At 71.4% G+C, this 24,858-nt stretch carries 23 protein-coding genes; 5 read left to right on the forward strand and 18 right to left on the reverse strand.

Features of this window, described 5'->3' with window-relative positions:
- Nucleotides 1–6: 6 nt before the first annotated feature.
- Entirely contained in the window at nucleotides 7–948 is a 942-nt protein-coding gene (locus tag AB0H62_RS19775; RefSeq protein WP_360587341.1) for a LysR family transcriptional regulator, read from the forward strand.
- Between the two features lie 9 nt (nucleotides 949–957).
- On the opposite strand, the gene AB0H62_RS19780 is transcribed toward AB0H62_RS19775, so the two are convergent.
- The 5 genes from AB0H62_RS19780 to AB0H62_RS19800 all read right to left on the reverse strand — a co-directional run bounded on the left by AB0H62_RS19780 (nucleotide 958) and on the right by AB0H62_RS19800 (nucleotide 7,243).
- Nucleotides 958–2,235 carry an aromatic acid/H+ symport family MFS transporter gene (locus AB0H62_RS19780; RefSeq protein ID WP_360587343.1) on the reverse strand — a complete coding sequence of 426 codons (1,278 nt, stop codon included), beginning with the start codon at nucleotides 2,233–2,235 and terminating at the stop codon, nucleotides 958–960.
- A gap of 42 nt (nucleotides 2,236–2,277) precedes the next feature.
- Nucleotides 2,278–3,756 (reverse strand): aldehyde dehydrogenase family protein, encoded by a 1,479-nt coding sequence (locus AB0H62_RS19785; RefSeq protein ID WP_360587345.1) that lies wholly within the window; start codon nucleotides 3,754–3,756, stop codon nucleotides 2,278–2,280.
- Nucleotides 3,753–5,357, reverse strand: coding sequence for a thiamine pyrophosphate-dependent enzyme (locus tag AB0H62_RS19790; RefSeq protein WP_360587347.1), 1,605 nt, complete (start codon nucleotides 5,355–5,357; stop codon nucleotides 3,753–3,755). The genes AB0H62_RS19785 and AB0H62_RS19790 overlap by 4 nt, the downstream gene beginning before the upstream one ends.
- An 84-nt stretch (nucleotides 5,358–5,441) precedes the next feature.
- Entirely contained in the window at nucleotides 5,442–6,167 is a 726-nt protein-coding gene (locus AB0H62_RS19795) for an IclR family transcriptional regulator (protein ID WP_255638062.1), read from the reverse strand.
- A 122-nt stretch (nucleotides 6,168–6,289) separates the two neighbouring features.
- On the reverse strand, nucleotides 6,290–7,243 hold the full coding sequence (locus AB0H62_RS19800; protein ID WP_360587348.1) for a PHB depolymerase family esterase: 954 nt from the start codon (nucleotides 7,241–7,243) through the stop codon (nucleotides 6,290–6,292).
- Nucleotides 7,244–7,397: 154 nt separating this feature from the next.
- On the opposite strand from AB0H62_RS19800, the gene AB0H62_RS19805 reads away from it, so the two are divergent.
- Nucleotides 7,398–8,747, forward strand: a complete 1,350-nt coding sequence (locus AB0H62_RS19805) for a tannase/feruloyl esterase family alpha/beta hydrolase (protein WP_360587350.1) — start codon at nucleotides 7,398–7,400, stop codon at nucleotides 8,745–8,747.
- 16 nt (nucleotides 8,748–8,763) lie between these two features.
- Here AB0H62_RS19805 and AB0H62_RS19810 read toward each other — a convergent pair whose 3' ends face one another.
- From AB0H62_RS19810 to AB0H62_RS19840, 7 genes are all read right to left on the reverse strand, one after another.
- Nucleotides 8,764–10,119: a solute carrier family 23 protein gene (locus AB0H62_RS19810; RefSeq protein WP_360587352.1), complete on the reverse strand. Its 1,356-nt coding sequence runs from the start codon at nucleotides 10,117–10,119 to the stop codon at nucleotides 8,764–8,766.
- 91 nt (nucleotides 10,120–10,210) lie between these two features.
- On the reverse strand, nucleotides 10,211–10,876 hold the full coding sequence (locus AB0H62_RS19815) for an SRPBCC family protein (protein ID WP_220241166.1): 666 nt from the start codon (nucleotides 10,874–10,876) through the stop codon (nucleotides 10,211–10,213).
- A gap of 10 nt (nucleotides 10,877–10,886) precedes the next feature.
- The gene (locus AB0H62_RS19820; RefSeq protein ID WP_360587354.1) at nucleotides 10,887–13,238 is read right to left on the reverse strand and encodes a xanthine dehydrogenase family protein molybdopterin-binding subunit; all 2,352 of its coding nucleotides are present in this window, start codon (nucleotides 13,236–13,238) and stop codon (nucleotides 10,887–10,889) included.
- Nucleotides 13,235–13,699 carry a (2Fe-2S)-binding protein gene (locus tag AB0H62_RS19825; protein WP_360587572.1) on the reverse strand — a complete coding sequence of 155 codons (465 nt, stop codon included), beginning with the start codon at nucleotides 13,697–13,699 and terminating at the stop codon, nucleotides 13,235–13,237. The genes AB0H62_RS19820 and AB0H62_RS19825 overlap by 4 nt, the downstream gene beginning before the upstream one ends.
- A gap of 46 nt (nucleotides 13,700–13,745) precedes the next feature.
- Nucleotides 13,746–14,627 carry a xanthine dehydrogenase family protein subunit M gene (locus AB0H62_RS19830; RefSeq protein ID WP_360587356.1) on the reverse strand — a complete coding sequence of 294 codons (882 nt, stop codon included), beginning with the start codon at nucleotides 14,625–14,627 and terminating at the stop codon, nucleotides 13,746–13,748.
- A complete protein-coding gene (locus AB0H62_RS19835; RefSeq protein ID WP_220241172.1) occupies nucleotides 14,624–15,427 on the reverse strand; it encodes an alpha/beta fold hydrolase in 804 nt (267 codons plus the stop codon). The genes AB0H62_RS19830 and AB0H62_RS19835 overlap by 4 nt, the downstream gene beginning before the upstream one ends.
- Nucleotides 15,424–16,458 carry an amidohydrolase family protein gene (locus AB0H62_RS19840; protein ID WP_220241173.1) on the reverse strand — a complete coding sequence of 345 codons (1,035 nt, stop codon included), beginning with the start codon at nucleotides 16,456–16,458 and terminating at the stop codon, nucleotides 15,424–15,426. Before AB0H62_RS19840 ends, AB0H62_RS19835 begins: the two co-directional genes overlap by 4 nt.
- Nucleotides 16,459–16,658: 200 nt before the next feature.
- Here AB0H62_RS19840 and AB0H62_RS19845 point away from each other — a divergent pair, with 200 nt between their 5' ends.
- The 3 genes from AB0H62_RS19845 to AB0H62_RS19855 are packed head-to-tail and all read left to right on the forward strand — an operon-like array spanning nucleotide 16,659 to nucleotide 18,970.
- Nucleotides 16,659–17,279 carry a UbiX family flavin prenyltransferase gene (locus AB0H62_RS19845; protein ID WP_255638063.1) on the forward strand — a complete coding sequence of 207 codons (621 nt, stop codon included), beginning with the start codon at nucleotides 16,659–16,661 and terminating at the stop codon, nucleotides 17,277–17,279.
- Between the two features lie 36 nt (nucleotides 17,280–17,315).
- On the forward strand, nucleotides 17,316–18,224 hold the full coding sequence (locus AB0H62_RS19850; protein ID WP_220241177.1) for a LysR family transcriptional regulator: 909 nt from the start codon (nucleotides 17,316–17,318) through the stop codon (nucleotides 18,222–18,224).
- Nucleotides 18,221–18,970, forward strand: coding sequence for a GntR family transcriptional regulator (locus AB0H62_RS19855; RefSeq protein ID WP_220241178.1), 750 nt, complete (start codon nucleotides 18,221–18,223; stop codon nucleotides 18,968–18,970). The genes AB0H62_RS19850 and AB0H62_RS19855 overlap by 4 nt, the downstream gene beginning before the upstream one ends.
- A gap of 107 nt (nucleotides 18,971–19,077) precedes the next feature.
- Here the strand turns inward: AB0H62_RS19855 and AB0H62_RS19860 are convergent, their stop codons facing one another.
- From AB0H62_RS19860 to AB0H62_RS19885, 6 genes are read right to left on the reverse strand one after another with little or no spacing between them, the layout of a single operon-like run.
- On the reverse strand, nucleotides 19,078–19,782 hold the full coding sequence (locus AB0H62_RS19860; RefSeq protein ID WP_220241180.1) for a GntR family transcriptional regulator: 705 nt from the start codon (nucleotides 19,780–19,782) through the stop codon (nucleotides 19,078–19,080).
- A complete protein-coding gene (locus tag AB0H62_RS19865) occupies nucleotides 19,782–21,218 on the reverse strand; it encodes a UbiD family decarboxylase (protein ID WP_220241182.1) in 1,437 nt (478 codons plus the stop codon). Before AB0H62_RS19865 ends, AB0H62_RS19860 begins: the two co-directional genes overlap by 1 nt.
- The gene (locus tag AB0H62_RS19870; RefSeq protein ID WP_220241183.1) at nucleotides 21,215–21,946 is read right to left on the reverse strand and encodes an isochorismatase family protein; all 732 of its coding nucleotides are present in this window, start codon (nucleotides 21,944–21,946) and stop codon (nucleotides 21,215–21,217) included. The genes AB0H62_RS19865 and AB0H62_RS19870 overlap by 4 nt, the downstream gene beginning before the upstream one ends.
- Entirely contained in the window at nucleotides 21,943–22,923 is a 981-nt protein-coding gene (locus AB0H62_RS19875) for an ABC transporter substrate-binding protein (protein ID WP_220241184.1), read from the reverse strand. Before AB0H62_RS19875 ends, AB0H62_RS19870 begins: the two co-directional genes overlap by 4 nt.
- The gene (locus AB0H62_RS19880; RefSeq protein ID WP_220241185.1) at nucleotides 22,920–23,705 is read right to left on the reverse strand and encodes an ABC transporter permease; all 786 of its coding nucleotides are present in this window, start codon (nucleotides 23,703–23,705) and stop codon (nucleotides 22,920–22,922) included. The genes AB0H62_RS19875 and AB0H62_RS19880 overlap by 4 nt, the downstream gene beginning before the upstream one ends.
- Nucleotides 23,662–24,615 (reverse strand): ABC transporter ATP-binding protein, encoded by a 954-nt coding sequence (locus AB0H62_RS19885; protein WP_360587361.1) that lies wholly within the window; start codon nucleotides 24,613–24,615, stop codon nucleotides 23,662–23,664. Before AB0H62_RS19885 ends, AB0H62_RS19880 begins: the two co-directional genes overlap by 44 nt.
- Nucleotides 24,616–24,858: the final 243 nt, after the last annotated feature.

Consider the following 24,858-nt stretch of genomic DNA (forward strand, 5'->3'; position numbering starts at 1 on the left):
CACTGCATGGTGCTCAGGTCCAACATGCGCGGCGTGCAACTCGAGAACGCGGACCTGAACCTCCTGAAGGCCCTCGAGGTCCTGCTGGAGGAACGGCACCTCACGCGGGCGGCGGCGAGGATCCACCTCAGCCAGTCGGCGATGAGCCGCACCCTCACGCGCCTGCGCGCCACGTTCGACGACGAGCTGCTCGTGCGCACGGCCCGGGGTTTCGAGCCGACCCCGCGAGCGCGCACGATCCAGCGCGAGCTGGCGCTCGTGATGCCGCGGCTGCGGTCGATCGTGCGGGGCGACGAGTTCTCACCCGGCTCCGTGACCGACGTCGTGCGCGTGCAGCTCACCGACTACGCGGCGGTCGTCCTGGGGAACCGCCTGTTCCGCCAGGTGTTCGGGCAGGCGCCGGGCATCTCCGTGCAGGCCGGCTGGCTCTCGCCCGAGTCGTTCGACGACCTCGAGCACGGCCGCGCCGACCTCGTCCTGACCCCCGTGCCGCCGCCCGCTCCCCTGCGCTGGCAGCCGCTGTTCACCGAGCGGTTCGTCTGCGTCCTGTCGCGCGACCACCCGCTGACGGCGGACCGCCTGACGGTCGAAGATCTCGCGTCGTACCCGCACGCGAGCGTTGTGGTCCTGGGCGCCGAACGAATGCTCGCGGAGTCCCGGCTCGCGACGCTGGGCATCACGGCGCGGCCGGGACTCCGGGTCCCGTTCTTCACCGGGGCGATCGCAGCGCTGCCCGGCACCCCGCTCATCGGGGTCCTGCCGAGCCGCCTGGTGGACCACGTCCCGGAGCGGGAAGTGCGTGTCGCCGCCGCCCCCGAGCAGCTGGAGGATTTCGCGTACGGCATGGCCTGGCACCCACGGCTCGACGCCGATCCGCTGCACACCTGGCTGCGGAACCTGGTCCTCGACGCATCCCTTCAGCTCGCGGATCTCGACGAGCGGGCCTGACCCCGGCCGTCACTCGGTGCGCGTCGCGGCTTCCTCCTCCGCCGTCACCTCGAGCGGCGCGTCCGGCGCCGGATCGCGGTTGACGATCGCGATGGCGACCGCGCCGACGGCCGCGACCACGGCGAAGAGGTAGAAGCCCCACGGGTAGGCCAGCCCGGCCGTGAGCAGGAATCCGGTGACGAGCGGGCCGGAGATCGCGCCGAAGCGCCCGATGCCGCTGGCCGCGCCCAGGGCCGTGCCGCGGGCGGCTGCCGGGTACACGCGGGCGACGTAGACGTACACGAGCACCTGCGCGCTGAAGGTGAAGATCCCCGCAAGCAGCACGCCGACGTACACGGTGAAGCCCGGCAGCTTGATGCTCAGCAACGCGAGGAACACGGCCGCCGCGGCGAACCAGACGATGGTGGAACGGCGGTAGCCCAGGCGGTCGGCGACACGGCCGCCGATCAGCAGGCCGATCACGGCGCCGACGTTGAGCACCAGCAACAGGGCGAGCGCCGCGCCGAGCTCGTAGCCGGCCTCGCGCATGATCTGCGGCAGCCAGGTGTTGAGGCCGTACACGAGCAGCAGCCCCATGAACGACGTGACCCAGAACGCGATCGTCGCGCGCCCGTAGCCGTGGCGGAACAGGATGCCGATCGGGTTGCGCTCGCGCGGCGGCCGGGCCGCGCGGGTGCCGCGCGCCTTGAGGAACTCGGCCGACTCCGGCAGGAACTTCACCATCAGCGGCACGAGGACCACCGCCGGAGCGGCGCCGATCACGAACATCCACTCCCAGCCATACCGCTCCACCACGAGGATCCCGAGCAACGCGGTGAGCACCGCGCCCACGTGGTAACCGGTCATGAGCACCGTGGTGGAGCTGCCGCCTCGGCCCACGCGGGCGTATTCGGTGATCAGCGCGAGCGCGGTCGGCAGCACACCGCCGAGACCGAGCCCGGCGAGGAAGCGCAGCAGCCCGAACAGCCAGGGGCCGTCGACCACCGCGCACAGCAACGTGAACACCGAGAAGCTCGTGACCGTGAGCAGCATCGTGCCGCGGCGGCCGAACAGGTCGCTCACGGGGCCGATGGTGAGCGCGCCCACGGCCACGCCGAGAAGGCCGACCACGGAGATCAGCGAGGCCGAGTTGGGGTCCAAGCCCCAGCTCGGAACCTTGAGCAGCGCGGGCAGCACCACACCCAGCACCACGAGGTCGAACCCTTCGAGCGCCACCGCCGTCCAGCAGAGCGGGGCGACCCAGCGCGCGTACTTGGCCCGGGGGTCGATCGGGGAGGAGACCGTCATGTCATCACCTGCGTCGTCGGAGGGGACTGGGGAACCGGTGCGTCAGAAGGGATAGCGCGGGAGGTCACCACGCACGGTGACCCATTGGATCTCGGTGAACGCCTCCAGGTTGGCCCGCGCACCACCGTGGCGGGAGCCCGTGCCCGACTCGCCGACCCCGCCGAACGGCGCGAGCGCCTCGTCGTTCACGGTCTGGTCGTTGATGTGCACGAGTCCGGACGGGATCCGCTCGGCGAGCGCGAGCCCCTTCGAGACGTCCTGGGTCAGGATGCCGAGTGACAGCCCGTATTCGGTACCGCCGGCCAGGCGGACTGCTTCGTCCACTGTGGAGAACGGCACGACCGGGGCCACCGGCCCGAAGATCTCCTGGGCGTACGCCGGCGCGGTCAGCGGGACATCGGTGAGCACCGTCGGGCTGTAGAAGAGGCCCTCGAACGTGCCGCCGGCAGCCAGCTTCGCGCCCGCGTCGACGCTGCTCGTCACGATCTCGTGGATGCGGTCGCGCTGCCCGGCGTCGATGATCGGGCCGACGGCGACGTCGGTCCGCGCCGGGTCGCCCACGGGCAGGCGGGCGGCGTGCTCGGCGAGCGCGGCCGCGTAGTCGGCGGCGATTTTCTCCGCCACGAGGTGGCGGCTGGTGGCCATGCAGATCTGCCCGGAGTGGTTGAATGAGCCGAACGCGCCGACGGACACGGCCTGCTCGACATCGACGTCGTCGAGCACCACCAGTGCCGAGTTTCCGCCCAGTTCCAAGTGGACGCGCTTGAGCCGCTCTCCCGCCGCCGCGGCGATCTGCCGGCCCGCGCGCGTGGAGCCGGTGAACGCGATCACGCGCACCAGCGGGTCCTCCACGAGAGCCCCGCCGATGTCGGCCCCGCCCGGCAAGAGGTGGAACAGACCTTCGGGCAGGCCCGCCTCCTCGAAGACCCGGGCCAGCACCACGCCGCCGCACACGGCCGTGCGCGGATCGGGCTTCATGAGCACGGCGTTGCCCAGCGCCAGCGCGGGCGCGATCGCGCGGATCGAGAGGATGATCGGCGCGTCGAACGGCGAGATCACGGCGACGACGCCGGCCGGGACTCGCCGCGCCATCGACAGCCGCGGCTGGTTGGAGCGCAGCAGCTCGCCGTACGGGTGGGCCGCCAGCGCCGCGGCCTCGTGGCACTCCTCGGCCGCGACCGCGCCCGTCTGGAACCGCGCGAACGGCCGCGTGGCCCCGGACTCGCGCACGAGCCACTCGTCGATCTCGTCGGCGTGATCTTCGAACAGCCGCGCCGCGCGGCGCAGCACCCAGGCGCGCTGATCGTAGGGCGGCGCGGCCCACTCCTGCTGCGCGCGCCGCGCGGTTTCGGCCGCCTGGGGCACGTCGGAGGCCGACGCCGCGCCGACGCGCGCGAGTACCTGGCCCGTCGCCGGTTCCACGGAGTCGTACTCGCCGCCGGACCCGGGCACCCAGCCGCCGGAGAAGATCCTTCCCTGCCAACGGACCCCGCCGAGCAGCGGGCCGGGCGGGGCGCTCACCGCGCCACCGCCACGTCGAGCACGAGCGGCCGGGTGGCCCGCGCCAGCGCCGGCAGCACTTCGTCCAAAACGGACTCCAGTTCCTCGTGGGTCTCGACCCGCCGGGCGGGACACCCGAGCGAGCGCGCGAGACCGCTCACGCTGATCTCGTCGAACACGGGCCACGGCGCGGCACCGGGGGCGGCCGAGCGTTCACCGTGCCGGGCGGCAAGCTCGTCCATGATCGCGTACCGGCCGTTGGCGAGCACCACGACGAGCACGCCCACGCCGTAGTGCGCGGCGCTCCACAGCGCCTGGATCGCGTACAGCGACGAGCCGTCGCCGACGACCGCGACCACCGGGCGGTCCGGGCGCGCCATCCGCACGCCGATCGCCGCGGGCACCGCGAAACCGAGGCCGCCCATGGCGGCGCTGAGAAAACCGAGCGGCGCGCGAGCGGGCACGAGCGCGTGCAGCAACGGCCGGCTCGACGGGGTCTCCTCCACGAGCACCGCGTCGCGCGGAATCCGCCGGGCCAGGGCGGCGAACACGTGCTCCGGTGCCAACCCGTCGACGGGTGGCTCGGGCAGGTCGATCGTGCGTCCCGGCGGTTCGGCGGACGCCGGACGCGCAGGCAGGCGTAACGCGAGCGGACCGCACACGGCGGCGGGCCGCGCGAGCACGGCGAGGTCGGCCGGGCTGCGGTGGGCCTCGTCGGGATCGTCGGTGACCACGGCGATCCGCGTGCCCGGGCCGATCAGCCGGCCGGGCTCGCGCGGGTACTGCCGGAACACCGGCGCGCCCACGGCGAGCACGGCGTCGTGGCCGGCGAGCACCTTGCGCAGCTCCGCGCGGCCCGCGGGCAGGTGCCCGGCGAACCGCGGGTGGTCCTGCGGGAACCCGGCGCGGGCGCCGAACGCCTCCTGCCACACTGGACATTGCAGCCGCTCGGCGAGCGCTTCCAGCGCGTGCCACGTCTCCGCGTCGTCCGCGCCGGCCCCGACCACGAGCACCGGTTTTTCCGCCTCCGCCAAGAACTTCTCGAGCTCGGCGACGACCTCCGGCTCCGCCGCAGTGGTCCGGACCAGCCGCGCCGGCGCGGGCAGCGGTTCGTCGTCTGCGGCCGACGCGAGCCAGTCGTCCATCGGCACGATCACCAGCGCGGGGCCGCGGTGGTCGCGGGCCTCGTGCCACGCACGGGCCAGCGCGCCCGGCACGTCCTGCGGCCGCGGCGGTTCCCCCACCCACACGGGCGCGGGCGCGGCGACGTCGTCGAGCCGGTGGCCCGCGAGGAACGGCTCCAGCGCGAGGTGGCGGCGGTCCTGCTGCCCGACGAGCACGACCAGCGGCGCCCGATTGACGCGCGCGGTCGCCAGCGCACCCACGGCGTTGCCCAGGCCCGCCGTGGTGTGCAGGATCGCGACCGCCGGCCGGTCCGCGGCGAGCGCCCAGCCCGTGGCCATCCCGACCACCGAGCCCTCGTGCAGCGCCAGCACGAACTCGAAGTCGCCCGGCAGGTCGGTGAGCAGCGTGATCTCGGTCGAGCCCGGATTGGCGAACAACGTCGTCGCGCCGTAGCGGCGCAGGACGTCGAACGCGGCGTCTCGGACGGTGGCGGGCAAGGAACCTCCCTGGCGTGTGTGGCTCAGGAGTGTCCGGTACGTCCGTCTGCCGCGCCCAGCCCCACTCTCACTGGACGGAAAACTTCAGGCCGTCTGGATCGCGCGCGAGACGTTGAGCGCGGCCATCCGGACGACCGGGATCAGCGGCGAGAGGTTCGGCGTGCTGCTGGGCACGACCACGGAGATGGCGGCGATGACCTCGTCGGCGAGCCCGCGCACCGGCGCGGCGACCGACGACGCGCCGTCGGTCATCTCGTCGCGCGAGATACTGAAACCGGACCGGCGGATCTCGGCGAGCACACCACGCAGCTGCGCGGGATCGGTGATGGTGCCGCTGGCTCGGCGGTCCAGGCCGGCCGACACCACCTCGTCGACGCACTCGGCGGGCGCGTGCGCGAGCAGCACCTTGCCGGGGCCGGTCGCGTGCAGCGGCAACCGTTTCCCGACGCGCGACGTGACCGCCACGTCCGGGTGTGCCTCGAGTTTTTCGAGGTAGAGCGCGCGGCCCTCGTCGAGCACCACGAGGTGCACGACCTCGTGGGTCACCTGCAGCAGATCCTGCAGGAACGGCAGCGCGACGTCGCGCAGCTCCCGCCCGCTCGGCGCCTGTGAGCCGAGCTGCCACAGCCGCAGGCCGACGCGGTAGCGGCCGCGGCCGGTGCGTTCGAGCGCGCCCCAGCCGACGAGCTCCGCGAGCAGCCGGTACACCGTGGCGGGCGCGAACCCGGTGGCTCGCGTGATCTCGCCGTGCGTCTGCTCGGGGCGGCCGTCGAGGAACGAATCCAGGATCGCGAACGCACGGCTGAGCACCGTGCGCCCGGGTTCGGCAGCGTTACCGGCGATCGCGCGCCTCCCTGACCTCGGGGATACCGAGTCGCCCATCATCCGCCCGTGGCGCGGCTGAGGCAAGCGGAGGCGACCAGGTCCCCGCGTCAGGAGGCCAGGTTCCACGCCTTTCCGACCTGCGCCGCCGCGCAGACACCCACCGCGAGGAGGTACGCGCCGGCGTGCCCGCACTGGTCGGGACCCGTGCCGGGAGCGACCGGCTGGCCGTGGCCCATGCCCGTGATCGAGTAGGTCTCGACCGCGGCGCGGCCCGAGCCGTCGCGGTAGACCGCGTACGGGAAACCGCCGACAATGTCCGTTGTGGACGGTGTGGCGGCCACGCCCGCGACGTTCGTCCACTGTTCGGTGAGCTCACGCAGGTTCACCGGCGCGACGGTGAAGTCCGCAGTGCCCTGCCACAGGCTCACCGTGGGCCGTGTGCCGGAAAACGGCGCCGCCGCACGGACTTTCGCACCCCACTGCGCGGGCGTGAGGTCCTTGCCCGGGTACATGCACGAGTACGCGTCGAGCGCCGAAGACGCGCAGCCGTACGGCAGACCGGCCACCACCGCGCCGCCCGCGAACAACTCCGGATACGCGGCGAGCAGCACCGACGTCATCGCCCCGCCCGCCGACAGACCGGTGACGTACACCCGCGACGCGTCGGCACCCGTGTCCGCGACCGCGCGCCGCACCATCTGCGCGATCGACTCGGCCTCCCCCGACCCGCGGGTGCTGTCGGAGGCCTGAAACCAGTTGAAACAGCTCGTGATGTTGTTCGCGGACTGCTGCTGGGGCAGCACCAAGGAGAAGTGCCAGCGGTCGGCCAGCTCGACCCAGCCGGTGCCCTGGCCGTAGCCCGTCGCGTTCTGCGTGCAGCCGTGCAACGCCACCACCACGGGCCGCCCGGCGGGCAGCCCGTCGGGCACGTACTCGTACATCTTCAGCGCGCCGGGGTTCACCCCGAACCCCGTGACCTCCTTGATCGTCGCCGCCGACGCGAACCCGGGCAGGAGCACCAGCAGAGCCGACACCAGCAGCCCGGTGAGGACCTTCCGCACACCGACCACCTCCTTGTGACCTCGGTGAGCACCGTCACGCTCAGCGTAGGAACGCCGACTCCGCGTTCCCACGGTGCCGACCACCACAACTCGCGCCCGGTTTGTGTGGTCCCGCCGGATACCGCCCGCAGTGGTCCGGACCTACGGTTCGGGCATGCGTACGCGGCGGCTTCCCCTCGTCCTCGCCGGCCTGCTCGCCGGCACCGTCCTCGCGGCCCCGGCGGCGACCGCGGCCCGGTGCGCGCCGGTCCCCGTTCCCGGTGCGGCACACCAGGAACAGACGTGCCTCGCCGACCTGACCACCACCGGCACGCTCGCCACCGGCCACACCGTCCAGGCGGACTGGGCGGGCCTGACCTCGGCGGCGCTCCCCGCGCCGAGCGGCGTGCCCGGCGTTCAGGTCGACGGCTACTTCCCCGACACGTCGACGACCAACACCAATCACGGCTGGAACCACGACGCGCAGTTCGTGCTGCGCCTGCCGGACCACTGGAACGGCGGGCTCGTGGTCTCCGGCTCCCCCGGCACGCGCCGCCAGTACGCCAACGACCGCGCGATCGGCGATCATGTGCTCGCCGCCGGCTACGCGTTCGCCGCCACGGACAAGGGGAACACCGGCGTGGACTTCTACGCCGACGGACGGCGTCCCGGCGACGCGCTCGCCGAGTGGAACGACCGCGTCACCCAGCTGACCGTCGCCGCGAAGCTCGCCGCGGGCCGGCACTACGGCCGCGCGCCGGCGCGGACCATCGCGGCCGGGCTGTCCAACGGCGGTTACCTCGTGCGCTGGCAGCTGGAAAACCGGCCGTGGCTCTACGACGGAGGTGTCGACTGGGAGGGCACGCTCTGGACGGCCGACGGACCGAACCTGCTGACGTTCCTGCCCCCGGCATTGCGCGAGTACCCGGCCTACGCCGCCGGCGACCCCCAGGCGCACCAAGCGATCCTCGACGCGGGCTTCGCGCCGGGCTCGGAGTTCCTCTGGCCCTACCACGACCAGGTCTACTGGGACCTCACGCAACGCACCTACCGCGCCGAGGTCGATCCCGGCTTCGACGGCACCCTCGCGGCGGGGATCCCGTTCTGCACCAGCGGAACCCCGGCATGCGACGCCGACTACGACTATGCAGCGCGACCGGCCGCGGTGCACCGCGCGGTGGAGCGCGTGGCGCTGACCGGGCGCATCGGCCGTCCGCTGGTGACCCTGCACGGCACGCTCGACAGCCTCCTGCCGATCAGCCGCGACTCCGACGTCTACGACCGGATGGTCGAGCGCGCCGGGCGGGGCGCGCTGCACCGCTACTACCGCATCCAGGACGGCAACCACGTCGACGGGCTGGTCGACACGTTCCCGGACCGGCTCCGCCCGATCGCCCCGTGTTTCCACACGGCGTTCACCGCGCTCGCGGGCTGGCTGCGCGGGGTGCAGCCGCCGGTCTCGGCGACGGTGGCCCGCCCCGCGGGTGCGACTCCCGCGGAGCTGGCCACCGCCTGCTCACTGTGACCGAGCGTCAGAAGTCTCAGGACTCCTTGCGGCGCAAGCCGTACCCGGCCTTCATCAGGAGGAGCAGCACGGTGCCGAGGATCAGCGGCTGCTGCAGGATCAGCTGCACCACCTGCGGCAGCACCTTCATCGTCGCGGGCGGCACGAACAGCCCGCCGATCGCGGTGATGAACGGGAAGCCCGCGAGCATGAGGTTGTCGCGGGACCAGTGCACCCCCGAGAGCGTGTCGATGGCGCTCGCGAACAGCACTCCGAACAGGACGGTGCCGGCCGCGGCGAGCACGGGCAGGGGCACGGCCTGCAGCAGGTGGTCGAACGGGCCGAGACCGCCCAGCACGAGCAGGATGACACCGGTCGCCAGCGTCACGTAGCGGGAGCCGACCTTCGTCACGCGCAGCAGGCCGATGTTGTCCGGGTAGGCCAGCGTGGACATGCCGCCGAAGACCGCGCCGACGGTGCTGCCCACGACCTCGCCGAACACGCCCTGCGAGACGCGGTAGCCGGACAGCTCCTGACGGCCCCAGCCGGCGACGATGTCGTAGGTCGCGATGCTTTCGGCGATCGCCGGGAACAGCGTGATGAAGAAGATCAGCACGAGTTCGCCGTCGACCGAGAAGCCGAACGGGAAGATCCGCGGCACCGTGAAGCCCACGTTGTGCACCACGCCCGCGAAATGCGTCGGTTCGAAGATCGCATACACGACCGTCCCGACGATCACCGCGACCAGTACGGCACCGCGGCGCAGGATGGTTCCCTTGGGCAGCAACGTGAGCAGGATGACGACCAGCGCCGTGACCAAGCCCGACACGAGGTTCATGCCGGGGAACCCGGGTGAACCGGGGGTGCCCAGCACGTTGGGCAACGCGGTGCTGGTGAGCTGGGTCGCGAGGATCAGCACCAGCACACCGCAGATGATCGGGTCGCGCACGAACTTCGACAGGTACGTGACCAGCCCGTACTTCTTGATCGGGATCGCGAGCACACACCAGATCAGGCCGGCCACGACCATCGAGCCGAACGCGGCGCCCAGCCCGCCCTTGCCGTGGCCCACGGCCAGCAGCGCGGCCAGCGAACCGGCGTACGGGCCCTGCACGATCGGCAACCGCAGCAGGAACACCGACTGCAGGATCACCACGAGCCCGGACGTCATGAACGTGACGCCGTAGAGGTAGGCGGTGTCGGTGGCCGACAGCTTGAACGCGGTGCCGATCAGGGCGGGGAAGATCAGCAGCCCGGCCATGCCGAGGATGTTCTGGACCCCGAGCCCGATCGAGCTCGAGACCTTGACCTTGTCGTCGATCCCGATGTCGAAGATCGGCACGGGTTCGGTTTCGGGAGTGGCAGGAGCCGTGGCGGCGGCGGTGACGGCCATGGGGGAAGCTCCAAGCGATGACGGACGGCTGCGGCGGCCATCGAGCGGGGGGACGGGGAGCGGAGCGTGGATCGGTCGGGCGGTGGACGGGTCAGGCTTCGGCAGACTTGCGCAGGCGCGCGGCCCACCTTTCGAGGTAACCGGCGAGCACGATGCGGATCAGCACCGACGCCTTCATCGGCGGTGCTTCGTCGAACTGCGGAGCGGGACGGGGCGGGGTTGCAGTAGCGGTCGCGGCGGGCGTGGGAGCGGCCGAACCGTTGACCGCGGCGGCCGGGGCGGGAGCGGGAGCCACGGCCGGGGCTTCTTCCCCGGCTTCGATCCGCTGCCGCACCCGCGAAGCCAGCTCGCCGACCATCCGCCCGGACACGTCGGACATGATGCCCCGGCCGAACTGCGCGAGCTTGCCGGAGATGGTCAGGTCGGTCTCGAGGGAGACGTGCGCTCCCCCTTCGGCCGGCGTCACGCGCATGGTCGCCTTGGCTTTCGCCGTGCCGGCTCCGCGGGTGTCCTTGCCGTCGGCCACCAGCACGGCCACGCGGGCGGCGCCGTCCTTCTCCACGATCTTCGCGACGCCCTGGTAGGCCGCCGTGACCGGGCCGACCTTGATCTTCACCTTGCCGCGGTAGGAGTCGTCGCCCAGGTCCTCCACGAGCTCCGCGCCCGGGAAGCAGGCGGCGACGTTGTGCGCGTCCTGCAGGAAGGTGAAGACCTCGTCCGGGTCGGCGGAGACGTCGAAGGAGTTTTCGATGAGCATCCGGTGCCTTTCAGTCCTGGCTCGCGGCCGCGGCCACGATGGCGTCGACGATGCGCGCCGGGGTGATGGGTGCGCGCGTGACGCGGGCCCGCAGCGGGCGCAGCGCGTCCTCGACGGCGTTGGCGATCGTGGCCGGCGCCGGGATCGTGCCGCCCTCCCCCGCGCCCTTCACCCCGAGCGGGTTGAGCGGGCTGGGGGTCTGGATGTGGAACAGCTCGACCGGCGGCACCTCGGTGGCCGACACGAGCGCGTAGTCGAGGTAGCTCGTGGCCTGCGGCTGGCCTTCGACGTCGTAGACCGGTTCCTCGTACATCGCGTTGCCGATGCCGTGGGCGAAGCCGCCGAGCACCTGGCCGTCGACGAGCAGCGGGTTGATCACGTTGCCGCAGTCGTGGCCGATCACGTACTTGAGGATCTCGATCTCGCCGGTCTCCGGGTCGACCTCCACGAGCGCGGCGTGCGCACCGCTGGCGTACGCGGCCCGCTCCGGCGAGAAGTAGCTCGACGTCTCGATGCCGGCCTTGATGCCGCGCGGCATCGTGATGCCGTGCTTGCCGATGTTCGCCGTCTGCGCGAGCTGTTGCAGGGAAACGGATTTCTCCAGGTCCCCGCCGAGGCAGGCCTTGTCGCCGACGAAGTCCACTTCGGACGCGTCGCAGCCGAGCAGCACCGACGCGGTGTCGAGCAGCCGCTCGCGCATCTGCTTCGCCGCGTCCATCACGGCCGGCCCGCAGGTCGCCGTGATGCGCGAGGCGAACGTGCCCTGCCCGAACGGGATCCGGGCCGTGTCGCCGGTCTTGACCTCGATGTAGTCCATGTCGAGCCCGATGCCGTCGGCGGCGATCTGCGCGTAGACGGTCTCGTAACCCTGGCCCTGCCCGGCCGCCGCGAGCGTGACGAGGATGCGGCCCTTGTTGGTCAGCCGGATCTTCGCGCCCTCGTACGGGCCGAGACCACAGCCCTCGATGTACACCGACAGGCCGATACCGAGGTAGCGGCCCTCCTGGCGGAGCTTGGCCTGCAGCGCGCGCGCCTCGTCGTAGCCGATGCGCTCGAGAGTGCCTTCCAGCAGCGTTGGGAAGTCGCCGCTGTCGTAGGTGAGCGGACTGCCGTCGCGGAACATGATGCCGACCTTGTACGGGAACTCGTCGGCCTGGATCAGGTTGCGGCGCCGCACTTCCGCCGGGTCGAGCCCGAGGTGCTCGGCGATCCGGTCGATCATCCGCTCCATCACGAACACCGCCTGCGGGCGGCCCGCGCCGCGCACCGACGACGTCGGCACCATGTTCGTGTAGCACGCGCGCAGCTCGATCGCGATGTTCGGCACGTGGTACGGGCCGGGCACCGTCGAGGTGGTGATCGACGGGACCTGCAGGCCCGCGCAGTACGCGCCCTGGTCGTGCTCGATCACGTCCTTGACCGCCAGCAGCAAGCCGTCGTTGTCGAAACCGACGTCGACGCGGTGGGTCTGCGAGCGCTCCATCATCGAGGTGACCATGTTCTCCTGGCGGTCCTCGACCCACTTCACCGCGCGGCCCAGCTTCATCGCGACCCACGGGATCACGACCTCTTCGCCGTAGAACTGGGCCTTCGGGCCGAACCCGCCACCGACGTCGGCCGGCGCGATCACGCGGATGTCGTCCTCGGCCATCTCGTAGATGACCGAAAGCTGCTGGCGCGCGTAGTGCGGGGCCTGCGTGGTGTCCCAGATGGTGACCTGCCCGGTCGCCGCCTCGAACCGCGCCGCGACGCCGCGGGTCTCCATCGAGTGGCCGCCGCCGCGCATCACGAAGAACTCGTCGGACAGCACGTTCGGCGCCTCGGCGAGCGCCTTGGCCGCGTCACCCGCGCTCTGGCTGAGCAGCACGGCGACGTTGGTCTCGTCGCCGGAGTGGGCCAGCGGGCCGTTCTCCTGCAACGCGACGGCGGTGGACGCGACCGCGGGCAGCACCTCGAAGTCGACCTCGATGAGCTCCATCGCGTCTTCGGCGATGTAGCGCGACTCGGCGATCACCACGGCGAGCGGCTCGCCGACGTAGTGCAGTTCGGCCGGCGGCATCGGCAGGCGCGGGTAGTCGCGCAGCTGCGGGTGCTGCACCTTCGGCGCCAGCGGCTTCTGGATCTCCATCAGGTCGGCGCCGGAGAACACGGCAATCACGCCGGGCAGCGCGAGCGCCTCGGTGGCGTCGAAGGAGAGGATCTTCGCGTGGGCGTGGGGCGAGCGCAGGAACGCGGCCGCGAGCGCGTCGGGCAGGTCGAGGTCGTCGAGGTAACCGCCGTGGCCGGTCAGCAGGCGCTCGTCCTCGCGGCGCTCCAGGCGCCGGCCGATCATCGTGCCTTCGGGGACCAGGGTGTCGCTCATGCCTGGGCGTCCTTTCCGGCAGAGGCTTCCAGTACGGACTTCACGAGGCCGGTGTAGCCGGTGCAGCGGCAGATGTTGCCGGACAGCACCTCGCGGGCCTGCTCCTCGGTCGTCACGCTCTCCTCGCGCAAGGCCGCCGTCACGCTCATCAGGAAACCGGGCGTGCAGAAACCGCACTGCAGCGCGTGGTTGCGCTTGAACGCGCACTGCAGCGGCGACAGCTCGCCGTCTTCGGCCAGGCCCTCGACGGTTTCGAGCTGGGCACCGTCGGCCTGCACGGCGAGCATGAGGCACGAGCGCGTGGCGGCGCCGTCGACGATCACCGTGCACGCGCCGCACACGCCGTGCTCGCACCCGAGGTGCGTGCCGGTGAGGCGCAGCTTCTCGCGCAGGAAGTCGGCGAGCGTCATCCGCGGGTCGATGACGGCCTCGTACTCGCGGCCGTTGACCGTGCACCCCACGGTGTGCGTCTCGTCCTGGGTGCGGGTGGGGAACTCCGTCGCGTGGTCACGCACGGGTGGCCTCCAGTTTTCCTCGGATGTCGGCGAGCGCGCGCTTGACCAGCACGCCGGTGAGCCGGCTGCGGTACTCGGCGCTCGCGTGGATGTCCCCGGTCGGGTCGACCTGCGCGCGGGCGGCGGCTTCGGCCTCGGGCAACAGGTCGTCGCCGAGCGACGCGCCGGTGACCAGCGCCTCGACGTCGGTGAGCCGGTGCGGGGTGGGCGCGACGCCGGCCGCGGCGATGCGGCACGCGGTGACCACGCCGGCGGCGTCGACCTCGCACACCGCGGCCACGCCGGCGAGCGCGAAGTCGCCGCGACGCGTCGCGAACTCGCTGAACGCCGAGAACTGGTTCGCCTGCGGACGCGGCACGCTGACCTGCAGCAGCAGCTCGTCGGGCTCGAGCGAAGTGGTGAGGTGGAAGAGGAAGAACTCCTCCGCCGGCACCTCGCGCACCCCGCGCGACGAAGCGATCGTGAAGGTCGCGTCGAGCACCGAGAGCACGCTCGGCAGCTCCGCCGCCGGGTCGGCGTGGGCAAGGCTGCCGCAGATCGTGCCGCGGTTGCGGATCTGCGGGTGTGCCACCTGCTGCAACGCCTCGGTGAGCACCGGCAGCACGGCGGCGGCCTCGGCCGAGCGTTCGACGCGGCGCTGCCGCACGAGCAGCGGGATCGTGATGCGCGTGTCGCCGAACGTCGGCTCGGCGTACTCGGCGCCGACGCGGTTCACGTCGACCAGGTGCTCGAAGCGCGCCAGGCGGAAGTTGAGCATCGGCATCAGGCTCTGGCCGCCGGCCAGGACCTTGGCGTCGTCGCCGTAGACCTGCAGCGTCGCGAGCGCCTCGTCGAGGCTGCGCGGCGAGTGGTAGGTGAACCTGCCGGGTTTCATGCGGTCTCCGTGCCGGTCGTGCCGGTCTTGAGGTGCGCCCGCACGCGCTCGGCGAGCGCGGGCCGTTCGATCAGGGACATGTGCCGCAGGCCGGTCTGGACCTCCAGCACGGCGCCGGGGATGCCCTCGGCCAGCGCGGCCGCCATCTCCGGCGGCGTCGCGTAGTCGTGCTCCCCGACGAGCACGAGCGTGCTCGCGGTGACCGACGGAAGCAGCGAGCGGGAGTCCATCTCGCCCATCGCGATAGACGCCGCGGCGTGCGCCTCGCTGTTGGTGCGCAGGAAGATCTTCACGATCCGGTCGGCCTCGTTCGGGTTCGCCTCGCGGAACTCCGGGGAGAACCAGCGGTCCAGCTGGAACGCGACCTGCTTCGAGCGCGGCACGGACACGGCCTTCTCCGCGCGCTCGGCCCAGACCTGCGGCGCGCCGTCGCCGTAGTACGCCGTGGTGTCGGCGAGCACGAGCGAACGCACGCGGCCCGGGAAGCGGCCGGCGAAGTTCACGCCGACGCTGCCGCCCATCGACAGGCCCAGCAGCGACACGCTCTCGAGCCCGAGCGAGTCGAGCGCGGCGCCGAGGTCGTCGGCCAGGTCGGCGATCGAGAACGGCTTGCCGTCCCACGAGGACTCGCCGTGGCCGCGCAGGTCGAACGCGAACACCTGGAACTCGTCGGCGAGTGCTTCGGCCAGCGGCGTCCACAGCTCGCCGGAGGTGGCGAGCGGGTGCAGCAGCACCACGGGCTCGCCCGCGCCCCAGCGGCGGACCGCCAGCGGACCCGCGGTCGAGGTGGACGGGATCATGCGGGCCTCCGGAAGATCTTCTCGGCGTTGGTGCGCAGGATCGCCTCGGTGTCGCTTTCGGACAGTCCGGCGTCCAGCACGGTGTGCACGGGGCGCGGGTCGCCCAGCGCGAACGGGTAGTCGCTGCCCAGCACCACGTGGTCGGAGCCGACGAGCCCGGTGAGGAAGCGGATGGCCGGCGCGGACAGCGCGACGGTGTCGTAGACGAAGTCGCGCAGGTAGTCCGACGGTTTCTCCCGCTCGAGCTCCCCCGCGAACGCCTCCTTGGTGCGGTAGCCGCCGTCGAGCCGGCTCGCCTGGTACGGCAGGAACCCGCCGCCGTGCACGAGGATCACCTTGAGGCCGGGGTGGCGGTCGAGCAGGCCGTGGAGGATCAGCTCGGTCACGGCGACGGTGTTGTCGATCAGCCGGCCGTGGACGTTGCCCATCGTGCCGAGTGTGGCGAGCTCACCCGAGGGCCCGTACGTGGGCGGGTGCAGCACCACCGGGATCTCCTCGCGCGCGGCGACCGTCCACAGTGGCTCGAAGTTCTCCTCGTGCGGCGCCGAACCGGTGAGCGGGTCGGTGCTCAGCATGACGCCGGTGAACTCCGGGCGCTTCCACGCCTCCAGCAGGTCGGCGGCGGCCTGCTCGCCGTCGTCGGTGGCCACGGACGCCAGCGCGGTCGTACCGCCGCCGAGCTCGGCCACGGACTCGGCCATCGCGTCGTTGACCGTGCGGGCCCAGTCGCGCGCGGCGGGCGGTTCCAGGAACGCCGACTGGATGTCCATCCACGGCGAGATGACCTGGGTGGCCACGCCCGTCTGCGCGCGCCAGCCGGCCCGCGGGCCGGTCTCGTTCATCCGCGCGCCGATCGGGCGGGTCTCGCCCATGCCGGGCACGTCGACGACCCAGCCCTTCTCCGTGCGCCGGGCGCTGAAGCCGCACGCGGGCGCCTTCTCGAGCGCCGCGAGCAGCGATGGCGGGACGATGTGCGCGTGCGTGTCGAGAACCGGGTAGGGGACGATCTCGTCGCTGTCCGTCCGACTCACCTCTCAGTGCCGAAGACCACGTGTGGGAAAACTCGCTGGTCCTCGACGCTAGGTGCCCAGGACAGGGGCAACCAGCGCGCTTTGCTGTCGGCCCCGGTAAGCAGTTCTTACAGCGGCCCCCTCGCGCGAGCGGGGCCCGGCGTGATGCGATGACCCGAGCCCGGCACCACAACCGGGTGACAGCGAAAGGCAGGTGCCCGTTGACGGAGACAGGACTTCCGCGGCGCAACGTCGTCGTGGCCATCACCGGGGCGAGCGGTGCGTGTTACGGCGTGCGCATTCTGCAACTGCTCCGCGAGCGTCCGGACTTCTCGACGCACCTCATCCTGTCGAAGGCCGGGATCGTGACGCTGCGCCACGAGTGCGACCTGTCCGCCGAGGACGTGCGCGAACTGGCCGACGTCACGCACCGGCCCGGCGAGATCGGCGCGACCATCGCGTCGGGCTCGTTCCCCGTGGAGGCCATGGTGGTGGCCCCGTGCTCCATCAAGACGCTCTCGGCCATCGCCACCGGTTACACCGACGACCTCGTCGCCCGCGCCGCCGACGTGTGCCTCAAGGAGGGCCGGCCGCTGCTGCTCATGGTGCGCGAGACGCCGCTGCACCTCGGGCACCTCAAGTCGATGACCGCGGCGGCCGAAGCGGGCGCCATCATCGCGCCCCCGGTCCCGGCCTTCTATTCTCGACCCGAGACGATCGACGACCTGGTGGACTTCACCGCTCGCCGCGCGCTCTCCCGGGTGGGCCTGTGGGAGCTCGCTCCCCCGGCGTGGGACGGTGACGTGACCAGACGCAAAGACGCTCTCACCCACGGTGGCTGACGGCGGGACCGCGAGAGCGGTCGGGAAAGGACTCGGGTGCTCGAAGCTCGGCGACTGCAGATCTTCTCGGCGGTGGCCGAACGCGGCTCGTTCACCGCGGCGGCCGAAGCCCTGTTCATGACCCATTCCGCCGTGTCGCAGCAGATGGCGCTGCTGGAGCGGCAGCTGGGCGTGCCGCTCATGATCCGCGGCCCCCGCGGCATCGAGCTCACCGACTCCGGGCGCATCCTCGCCGAGCGCAGCACGGGCCTGCTCGGCACGATCGCGAACATCGAGCAGGAGATGCAGGACCTCAAGGCGCAGCAGTCGTACGTGCGCCTCGGCGCGTTTCCCACCGCCGGCGCGGACCTCATCCCGCGCGTGGTGCGGACGTACCAGGAGCGCTACCCGGACACGAAGATCGTGCTGCGCTCGGCCCACGCCTCCGACATGCCCGCGAACCTGCGCGACGGCTCGATCCACCTGGGCCTGGCCTGGGACTACGACTTCGACCCGCGCTCGGTGCCCGCCGACATCGAGTGGATCCACCTGGCCGACGACCCGCTGTGCGTGCTCGTGCCGGTGGACCACCCCGTGGCCGGTGAGTCCGAAGTGGAGCTGCGCGAGCTCGCGGGCGAGAGCTGGGTGGTGCGCAGCCACCGCCCGCCGTACGACGAGGCGTTCACGACGCTGTGCCGGCTCGCCGGGTTCGAACCGGACATCGGCTTCGCCACGGAGGACTACCTGTCGGCGCAGGGCCTGGTGGCGGCGGGCGTCGGCATCAGCGCGGCTCCGCGGCTCGCGCTGGTGGCGCTGCGGCCCGACGTCGTCGCCGTGGACATCGCCGGTCCCGCGCCGCGCCGGCGCATCGCGGCCGTCCGGCTGCTCAACGCGAGCCACCCCCCGGCCGCACAGCAGATGCTCGACGTCCTGCGAGCGGCCACGACCCCCGAGGAGACCCCGTGACCGTGCCGGACGAAACCGGCGAACGGCCCGGCACCGACGTCCTGCGCCGCATCCTGCGGGACGGGCGCACCGAGATCTCGCTCGTGGACCGCATCGTCGAGGACCTCGCAGTGCAGATCATCGACGGCCGCCTGCCGCCGGGCGCCGACGTGAACTCCGTCGAGCTCGCCCGCCGCTACACCAGCAGCCGCACGCCCGTGCGCGAAGCGCTGCTGACGCTGCAGCGCGAAGGCCTCGTGGACATCCCGGCCCGCCGGCGCCCGCGCGTGGCCCCGGTGACGCTGAGCCAGGCGCGCGAGATGTACGAGATCCGCGCGAGCCTGCACGGCCTGGTCAGCGAGCTGATCGTGCGCAACGCCCCCGACAGCGCGCTCGACGTGCTGGAAAACTGGCAGACCCACCTGCGCGAGGACGCCGAACGCGGCGACGTGGACTCCTACTTCTGGCACAACGTCACCTTCCGCCAGGCCGAGGCGGAGGTCGCGGGCAACCACCAGCTCACCCGCCTGCTCGGCTCACTGGGCCTGCGCACGCTCCAGTTGCGCCACGTGAGCCTGTCACTGCCCGGCCGCCTCACGCGCTCCGTGGACGACCACGAGCGGCTCCTGGAGGCCTACCGCGACCGCGACGCCCCGCTGGCCGTGGCGCTGACGAAGTCCATCATCGCGGCCGGGCTGCAGGCGATAGAGGAGTCCGGCTGGTCGGGCCTGCAGGTCGAGCGCTCCCCCGGCCCGCCCGACGCCTGACGTCCCGGCCGGACGCGGGTGACCGACGCCTGTGCACGGGTCGGGGCCTCGCGCGCACAGACGGCGGTTACGCGCGCCCGGCCGGGAAGCCGGGCACTACGACTGCCTCACACCTGGCCGGACCGCTCGATCGCCCGGTAACCCCGCAGCACCAGCGACCGGCTCACCGCCGCGGCGAGCGGCGCGTCGCGGTCGGCGTAGGCGTTGACGAGGCGCTCGTGGTCGGCGACCGAGTGCAGCAGCCGGCCCGGCAGAGACAGGCTCAGGTGCCGGAAGCGGTGCATCTGCAGACCCAGCGAGGACAGCCGCCGCTGCAGCTCGCCGTTCTGCGAGAGGCTCGCCTCGGCGTTGCGGAACCCGACGTTGTGCCAGAAGTAGCCGTGGACGTCGCCGCGTTCGGCGTCGTCGGCCAGCACCTTCTGCCAGGCACGCAGACCGTCGATCTCCTCGTCCGTGGCGCGGGCGACCACCAGCTCGCTGACCAGCCCGTAGAGGCTGCCCCGGATCTCGTAGATCTCCCGCACCTGCCGCATGTCCACCGGCGAGACGTACGGCCGCCGCCGCGGCGGCACGATCACCAGCGACTCCCGTTCCAGCAGGAGCAGCGCCTCCCGCACCGGGGTGCGGGAAGTGCTGAACCGCCGGGCCAGCTCGGCCGAGTTGACCTCGTGACCGGGCCGCAGCCTGCCCTCCACGATGCTCGTGGCGAGCTCGCGGAAGATCGTGAACGCGAGCGACGAGTCGCCGTCGGACCCGCGCAACGCGCTGAACAACAGCTCCTTCCGCAGGTCTTCGACGCCCGCGTCGGTCACTAGCCGAGCACCTCGGGCCAGCGCCTGGTCACCGAAGCGACCAGGTCCTCGGTCGACTCGGCCACTGCCGGGAAGCTCGCGAGCCGCTCGAACGGCCGGCACGCGTCGATCACCGCGCGGCTGTTGAACGCGATCTCGCCCGGCAGCGTGAGCGGGTCGACGCGGCTGCCCCACGTCCGCTTCATGACCTCGATGTCGAGCTCGGGGTTGGTACGCCCGCACATCGCCCACACGACCTCGCCGAGATCACGCGGGTTCACGTCGTGGTCCACGACCACCGTGAAGCGGTTCATGTACGCGGCGTTCGGCAGCTGCGCCGTGAGGTACGCGGCCTGGCGCGCGTGCCCCGGGTACTTCTGCTCGATCGCCACGATCAGCAGCGACCGCCCGCCACCGGCCTCGTGCGCCCACACGGCGCGCACGCCGGGCAGCCCGGTCTTGCGCAGCGAGTCGGTGATGATCGCGGACTTCATCACGGTGCGCATGTACGAGTAGTCGTGCGGCGGCTTGCCCGGAGGCGCCCCGAGCAGGATCGGGTCGTCGCGGTAGTAGACCTTCTCGATGTCGATCGCGAGGATCGGGTCCTTCGAACCGGAGTAGTACCCGGTCCACTCGCCGAACGGGCCCTCCGGGCGCGTGTCGGCCGGGCGCACCCAGCCCTCGATCGCGATCTCCGCGTCGTGCGGCAGCGGCAGGCCCGTGGCCAGGCCCGCGATCGTGCGCACCGGCGAACCCGTCATGGCCCCGACGTAGTCGTACTCCGACACGTCGCCGGGCACCTCGACGCCCGCCGCCACCAGGTACGCCGGGTGGTGCCCCAGCGACGCGGCGATCGGCGCGCGGCCCTCGGCCTCGAACCAGCGGCGCAGGTGCTGCGCGCCGTGCTTGCCGGCCTCGATGTTCACGGTCGCCGAGCGGCCCTCGTCCTGCACCTGCATGCGGTAGGCGCCGAGGTTGATCCGCCCGGTGTCGTAGTCACGCGTGACCACGGCGCAGCCCGTACCGATGTAGCGCCCGCCGTCGCCCTCGTGCCAGCGCGGCACGGGGAACTTCAGCAGGTCGATCTCGTCGTCCACATGGGACAGCAGCGGGCCGTCGGTCACCGTGACGGCGCGGAACTCGGCCGCGTTGGCCGCCCACTCGCCCGGCTTCACCGCGAGGGTCTCCATGAGGTCCTCGTCGGTGTTGTCCCAGCCGAGGCCCAGCACGGAGCCGAGCAGCCGCGGGTTGCTGACCGAACCGGACAGCACCCGCGAGCCCGCGGAGTAGTCCTTGATGGAGTCGAACAGCATCGCCTTCGGCTTGCTGCGCCGGTAGTTGACCTGTGAGAGCGCGCCGATCTCCAGCTCCCAGTGGGCGCCCTCGATCGGCTGGACCTCGCCTTCGCGCTCGGCTTCGGCGAGCCAGCGCCGCAGGTCGGGACCGGTGTCGTTCATGCTGCTCCTCGTCGCGTGTCGGCCTGGAAGTACTCGGTGGCCGCGTCGGCGGTGATCACGTCGGCGTACTTCTGGTTGAGATCGAACAGGCTCAGCCAGTGCGACGACTCGAACCGGTCGAAGCACAGGTCGCCGACCACGCCCACGCGGTAGCCCCGGCTGCACGCGTCGACCACGGTCGAGCGCACGCAGCCGCTGGTGGCCTCGCCGACCACGAGCAGCGTGTCGTAGCCCCCCGCCCGGAGGATGGTGTCGAGCGGGGTCTCGAAGAAGCAGCTCGGGCCGATCTTCCGAAGCACGATGTCACCCTCGGCCGGGGCCACCTCGGCGACGATGGCGTTGCCGTCCACCGCGCGCGGCTTCGGCGCGAGCGCCGGAGCCGGTTTGCGGTTCCAGCGCCCGTACTCCGGTGGCGTGGCGTGGAAGTACGCCACGCGCACGCCGGCATCGCGGGCCGCCTGGAGGAACGGTGCGGTGCGGTCGACGACCTCCCAACCGGCGTCCCCGCACGAGCTGGGCCAGTCGGCGACCGACTCCACGATGCCGGCCCGCGGCAGGCCGAGCGCGGCGTAGTATAGGTCGACGGCCACCACGAGCGGGCGCGAGCCGAGGCCGAATGGCGCCTGCTTGGCCCACGACGTGGCGGCGAGCACGGCCCGGTCGCGATCCGTCAGGTAAGGCGCCCAGCCGTCCTCGAACACGGCGGCGGCCGTCTTCGGCACGGTCATGCCGCCGCCAGCGTGCTGTCGATGTACTTCGTGACGTCCGCCGGCGGGGTCGACTTCGCGTTGTGCGCCGCTTCGTCGAACGCCTGCTTGATCACCTTGGGATCGACCTCGGGGGTCTGCGACCACACGGTGAGGAAGAAGTCGTACGCGTAGTTGGCCAGGTCGTCGCTCTGCACGCCGCTGTACTTCTTGATCGCCTTCACGGTCTCGGCCTTGTGCGAGCGCAGGTACTGCAGCGACTCGGCTTCCGCGGCGTAGAACCGCTTCACCGCTTCACGGTTGTTCTGCAGGAACTTGTTCTGCACCGTGTACGCGCCGAGCGGGAACTGCAGATCGGCCAGCGAAGCCAGGCGGTGGGCGCCCTTCTCCCGGCTCTGCGTGCCGTTCGGCGGCTGGGTCAGCAGCGCGGACACCGCACCGCTGCCGAGCGCCGCGACCTCGGCGGGCACGCTCTTCACGAACACCGCCTGCACGTCTTCGCGCTTCATGCCGTTGGCCTCGAGCAGGTCGGTCAGCCCGAAGTCGCTCTGCGAACCGGGCGAGGAGATCGCGACCTTCTTGCCCTTGAGGTCCTTGATCGTCTTGATGTCGGGGCTGGCCCACATCTCGAGGTTGTAGTGCGGTTCCGACATCGCCACGTACTTGAGGTCGGAGCCCTTCATGATCGCGGCGGCGGAGTCCGCTGCCACGCCGACCCCGATGTTCACGCTGTTGCTCGACAGCGCGGCGACGAGCTGCGAGCTGTCGTTGAGCCGGTTGAGCGTGACCTTGAGGCCGTGCTTGGCGAAGATGCCTTCGTCCTGGGCCACGTACAGGTCGGAGTAGCCCGCGCCGAGCGCGGTGTAACCGATGGTGATCGGCAGGGCGCCGCTGGCGTCCGCCTTGACCGGGTCGGTGCCGCCCTTGCCGGCGCAGCCGGACAGGCCGAGCGCCAGTGCCGCCGTGGCGGCGACCGTCGAAAGAAGCTTCTTGTTCATTGCGAACCTGCCCAGTGGGTGAAGCGGCGTTCGATCATCCGCACGGCGCCGTTGAGCAGCAGCGCGACGACAGCGAGGATGATGATGCCGGCCATGGCGTTGTCCATGTTGAAGTTCGAGGTCTGGGTCTGGACGAAATACCCGAGGCCCTGGCTCGCGAGGAACAGCTCCGCGACGATCGCGCCGACCAAGGCGCGGCCGACGGCGAGGCGCACACCCGCGAGGATGTACGGCAGCGTCGCGGGCAGCGCGATGGCGTAGAAGAACCGCAGCCGCGGCGTGCAGAACACCGTGGCCACGCGGGTGTAGTCGCTGTCGAGGTTCCGCACGCCGGCGGTGATGTTGATGATGAGCGGCAGGATCGCGGCCCAGATGATCACGAGGATGCGCGAGACGTCGCCGATGCCGAACCAGAAGATGATGATCGGCAGGAACATCACGTACGGCACGGAGTAGAGGATGTTGACCATCGGCTCGGTCATGTCGTGCAGGATCTTGCTGCGGCCCAGCACGAGCCCGACCGGGATGCCGACGACGAACGTGATCAGCAGGCCCCACAACAGCTCGAGACCGGTCGCGCCGAGCGCGGGCCAGATGGTGCCCGAGCCGAACAGGTCGATCTCGGAGGAGACGATGCGCGTCGGGCTGCTGCTGAAGGAGACGTCGACGACGCCGGTGGCGGTGCAGACCTGCCACAGCACCAGGACGATGACGAGCCCGGCCGCGCCGAGCAGGCCGCTACGCCTGCGCTGAACCCAGGCGGACAGTCCCCTGGACTCCACTGCCGCGGGTTGCCCGGGCGGGCTCGGCGGCCTGGTCAGTGTTGACGCCGTTGTCATGGTTCCTCGCTGAGTCTTCCGCAGCCGCGGATTCCTGGGTGGGGGTGGGGTTCGCGCTCTCGTCGGCCGGCTTGTGGTGCAGCGCCTCGAGAATCCGGTCGCCGTAGGCGAGGAACTCGGAGCTGCGCCGCCAGGCCGCGTCCCGGGGGCGGGGCGCGTCGATCTTGACCTCGAGGGCAACGCGGGCCGGGGAAGATGAGAACACGAGCACGCGATCGGCGAGCAGCACGGCCTCGTTCACGTCGTGGGTCACGAACATCGCGGTCTTCTTCGAGCTGACGGTGTCGGCCTGCCAGATCCGCAGGAGCTCGTCCTGCAGGTTCTCGCGCGTCTGCGCGTCGAGCGCACCGAAGGGCTCGTCGAGCAGCAGCAGGGTGGGGTCGGTGGCCAGGGCCCGCGCGAGGTTCACGCGCTGCTTCATGCCACCCGAGAGCTCGTGCGGGTACTTGCGGGCGACGTGCGAGAGGCCCACGATCTCCAGCAGTTCCTCGGCCCGGGCGCGCACCTCCCGCGTGAGCCGGCCTTGCACCTGCGGTCCGAAGAGGACATTGTCCAGCACCGTGCGCCACGGGTAGAGCGACGCGTGCTGGAACACCAGCGATCGTTCGGGGCCGGGTCCCTTGACGGCCTTGCCGCCCACCTCCAGCGCACCGCCGGAGACCGGGACCAGCCCGGCGACGGCTTCGAGGAACGTGGTCTTGCCGCACCCGCTGGGCCCGACGATGACCACGAACTCCTCGTCCATGATCTGGAGGTTGAGGTCGAGGACCGCCGTGGAGAACGCGTTGCCGCGCCGGGCCTTGTGGCCCAGCAGCAGATCACGCGCGTCCAGACATACATTCGACGACGTCATCGGCCGACCGCCACCCCAACCGGTCGGACTTCTGGGTTGCTCACTACTGCTCCTCCTTGCTGATGGCTGCACTGCTATTCGCAAGGTGTCGACACTTCGGGAGAGTCTCTGCCCCAGCCCAGTCTGTGTCAAGGGTCGCAGTGAGACGATCGCCATGATCGACCACGAAAAAGATCTTCCACGACAAGGAAAATTCCTGGTCACGCAAGTGAAGTGACGCGTCGATTCCTCTCGGTACTGATC

Origin of the sequence: Amycolatopsis sp. NPDC050768 (genome assembly GCF_040654155.1) — a bacterium.
Lineage (GTDB): Bacteria > Actinomycetota > Actinomycetes > Mycobacteriales > Pseudonocardiaceae > Amycolatopsis.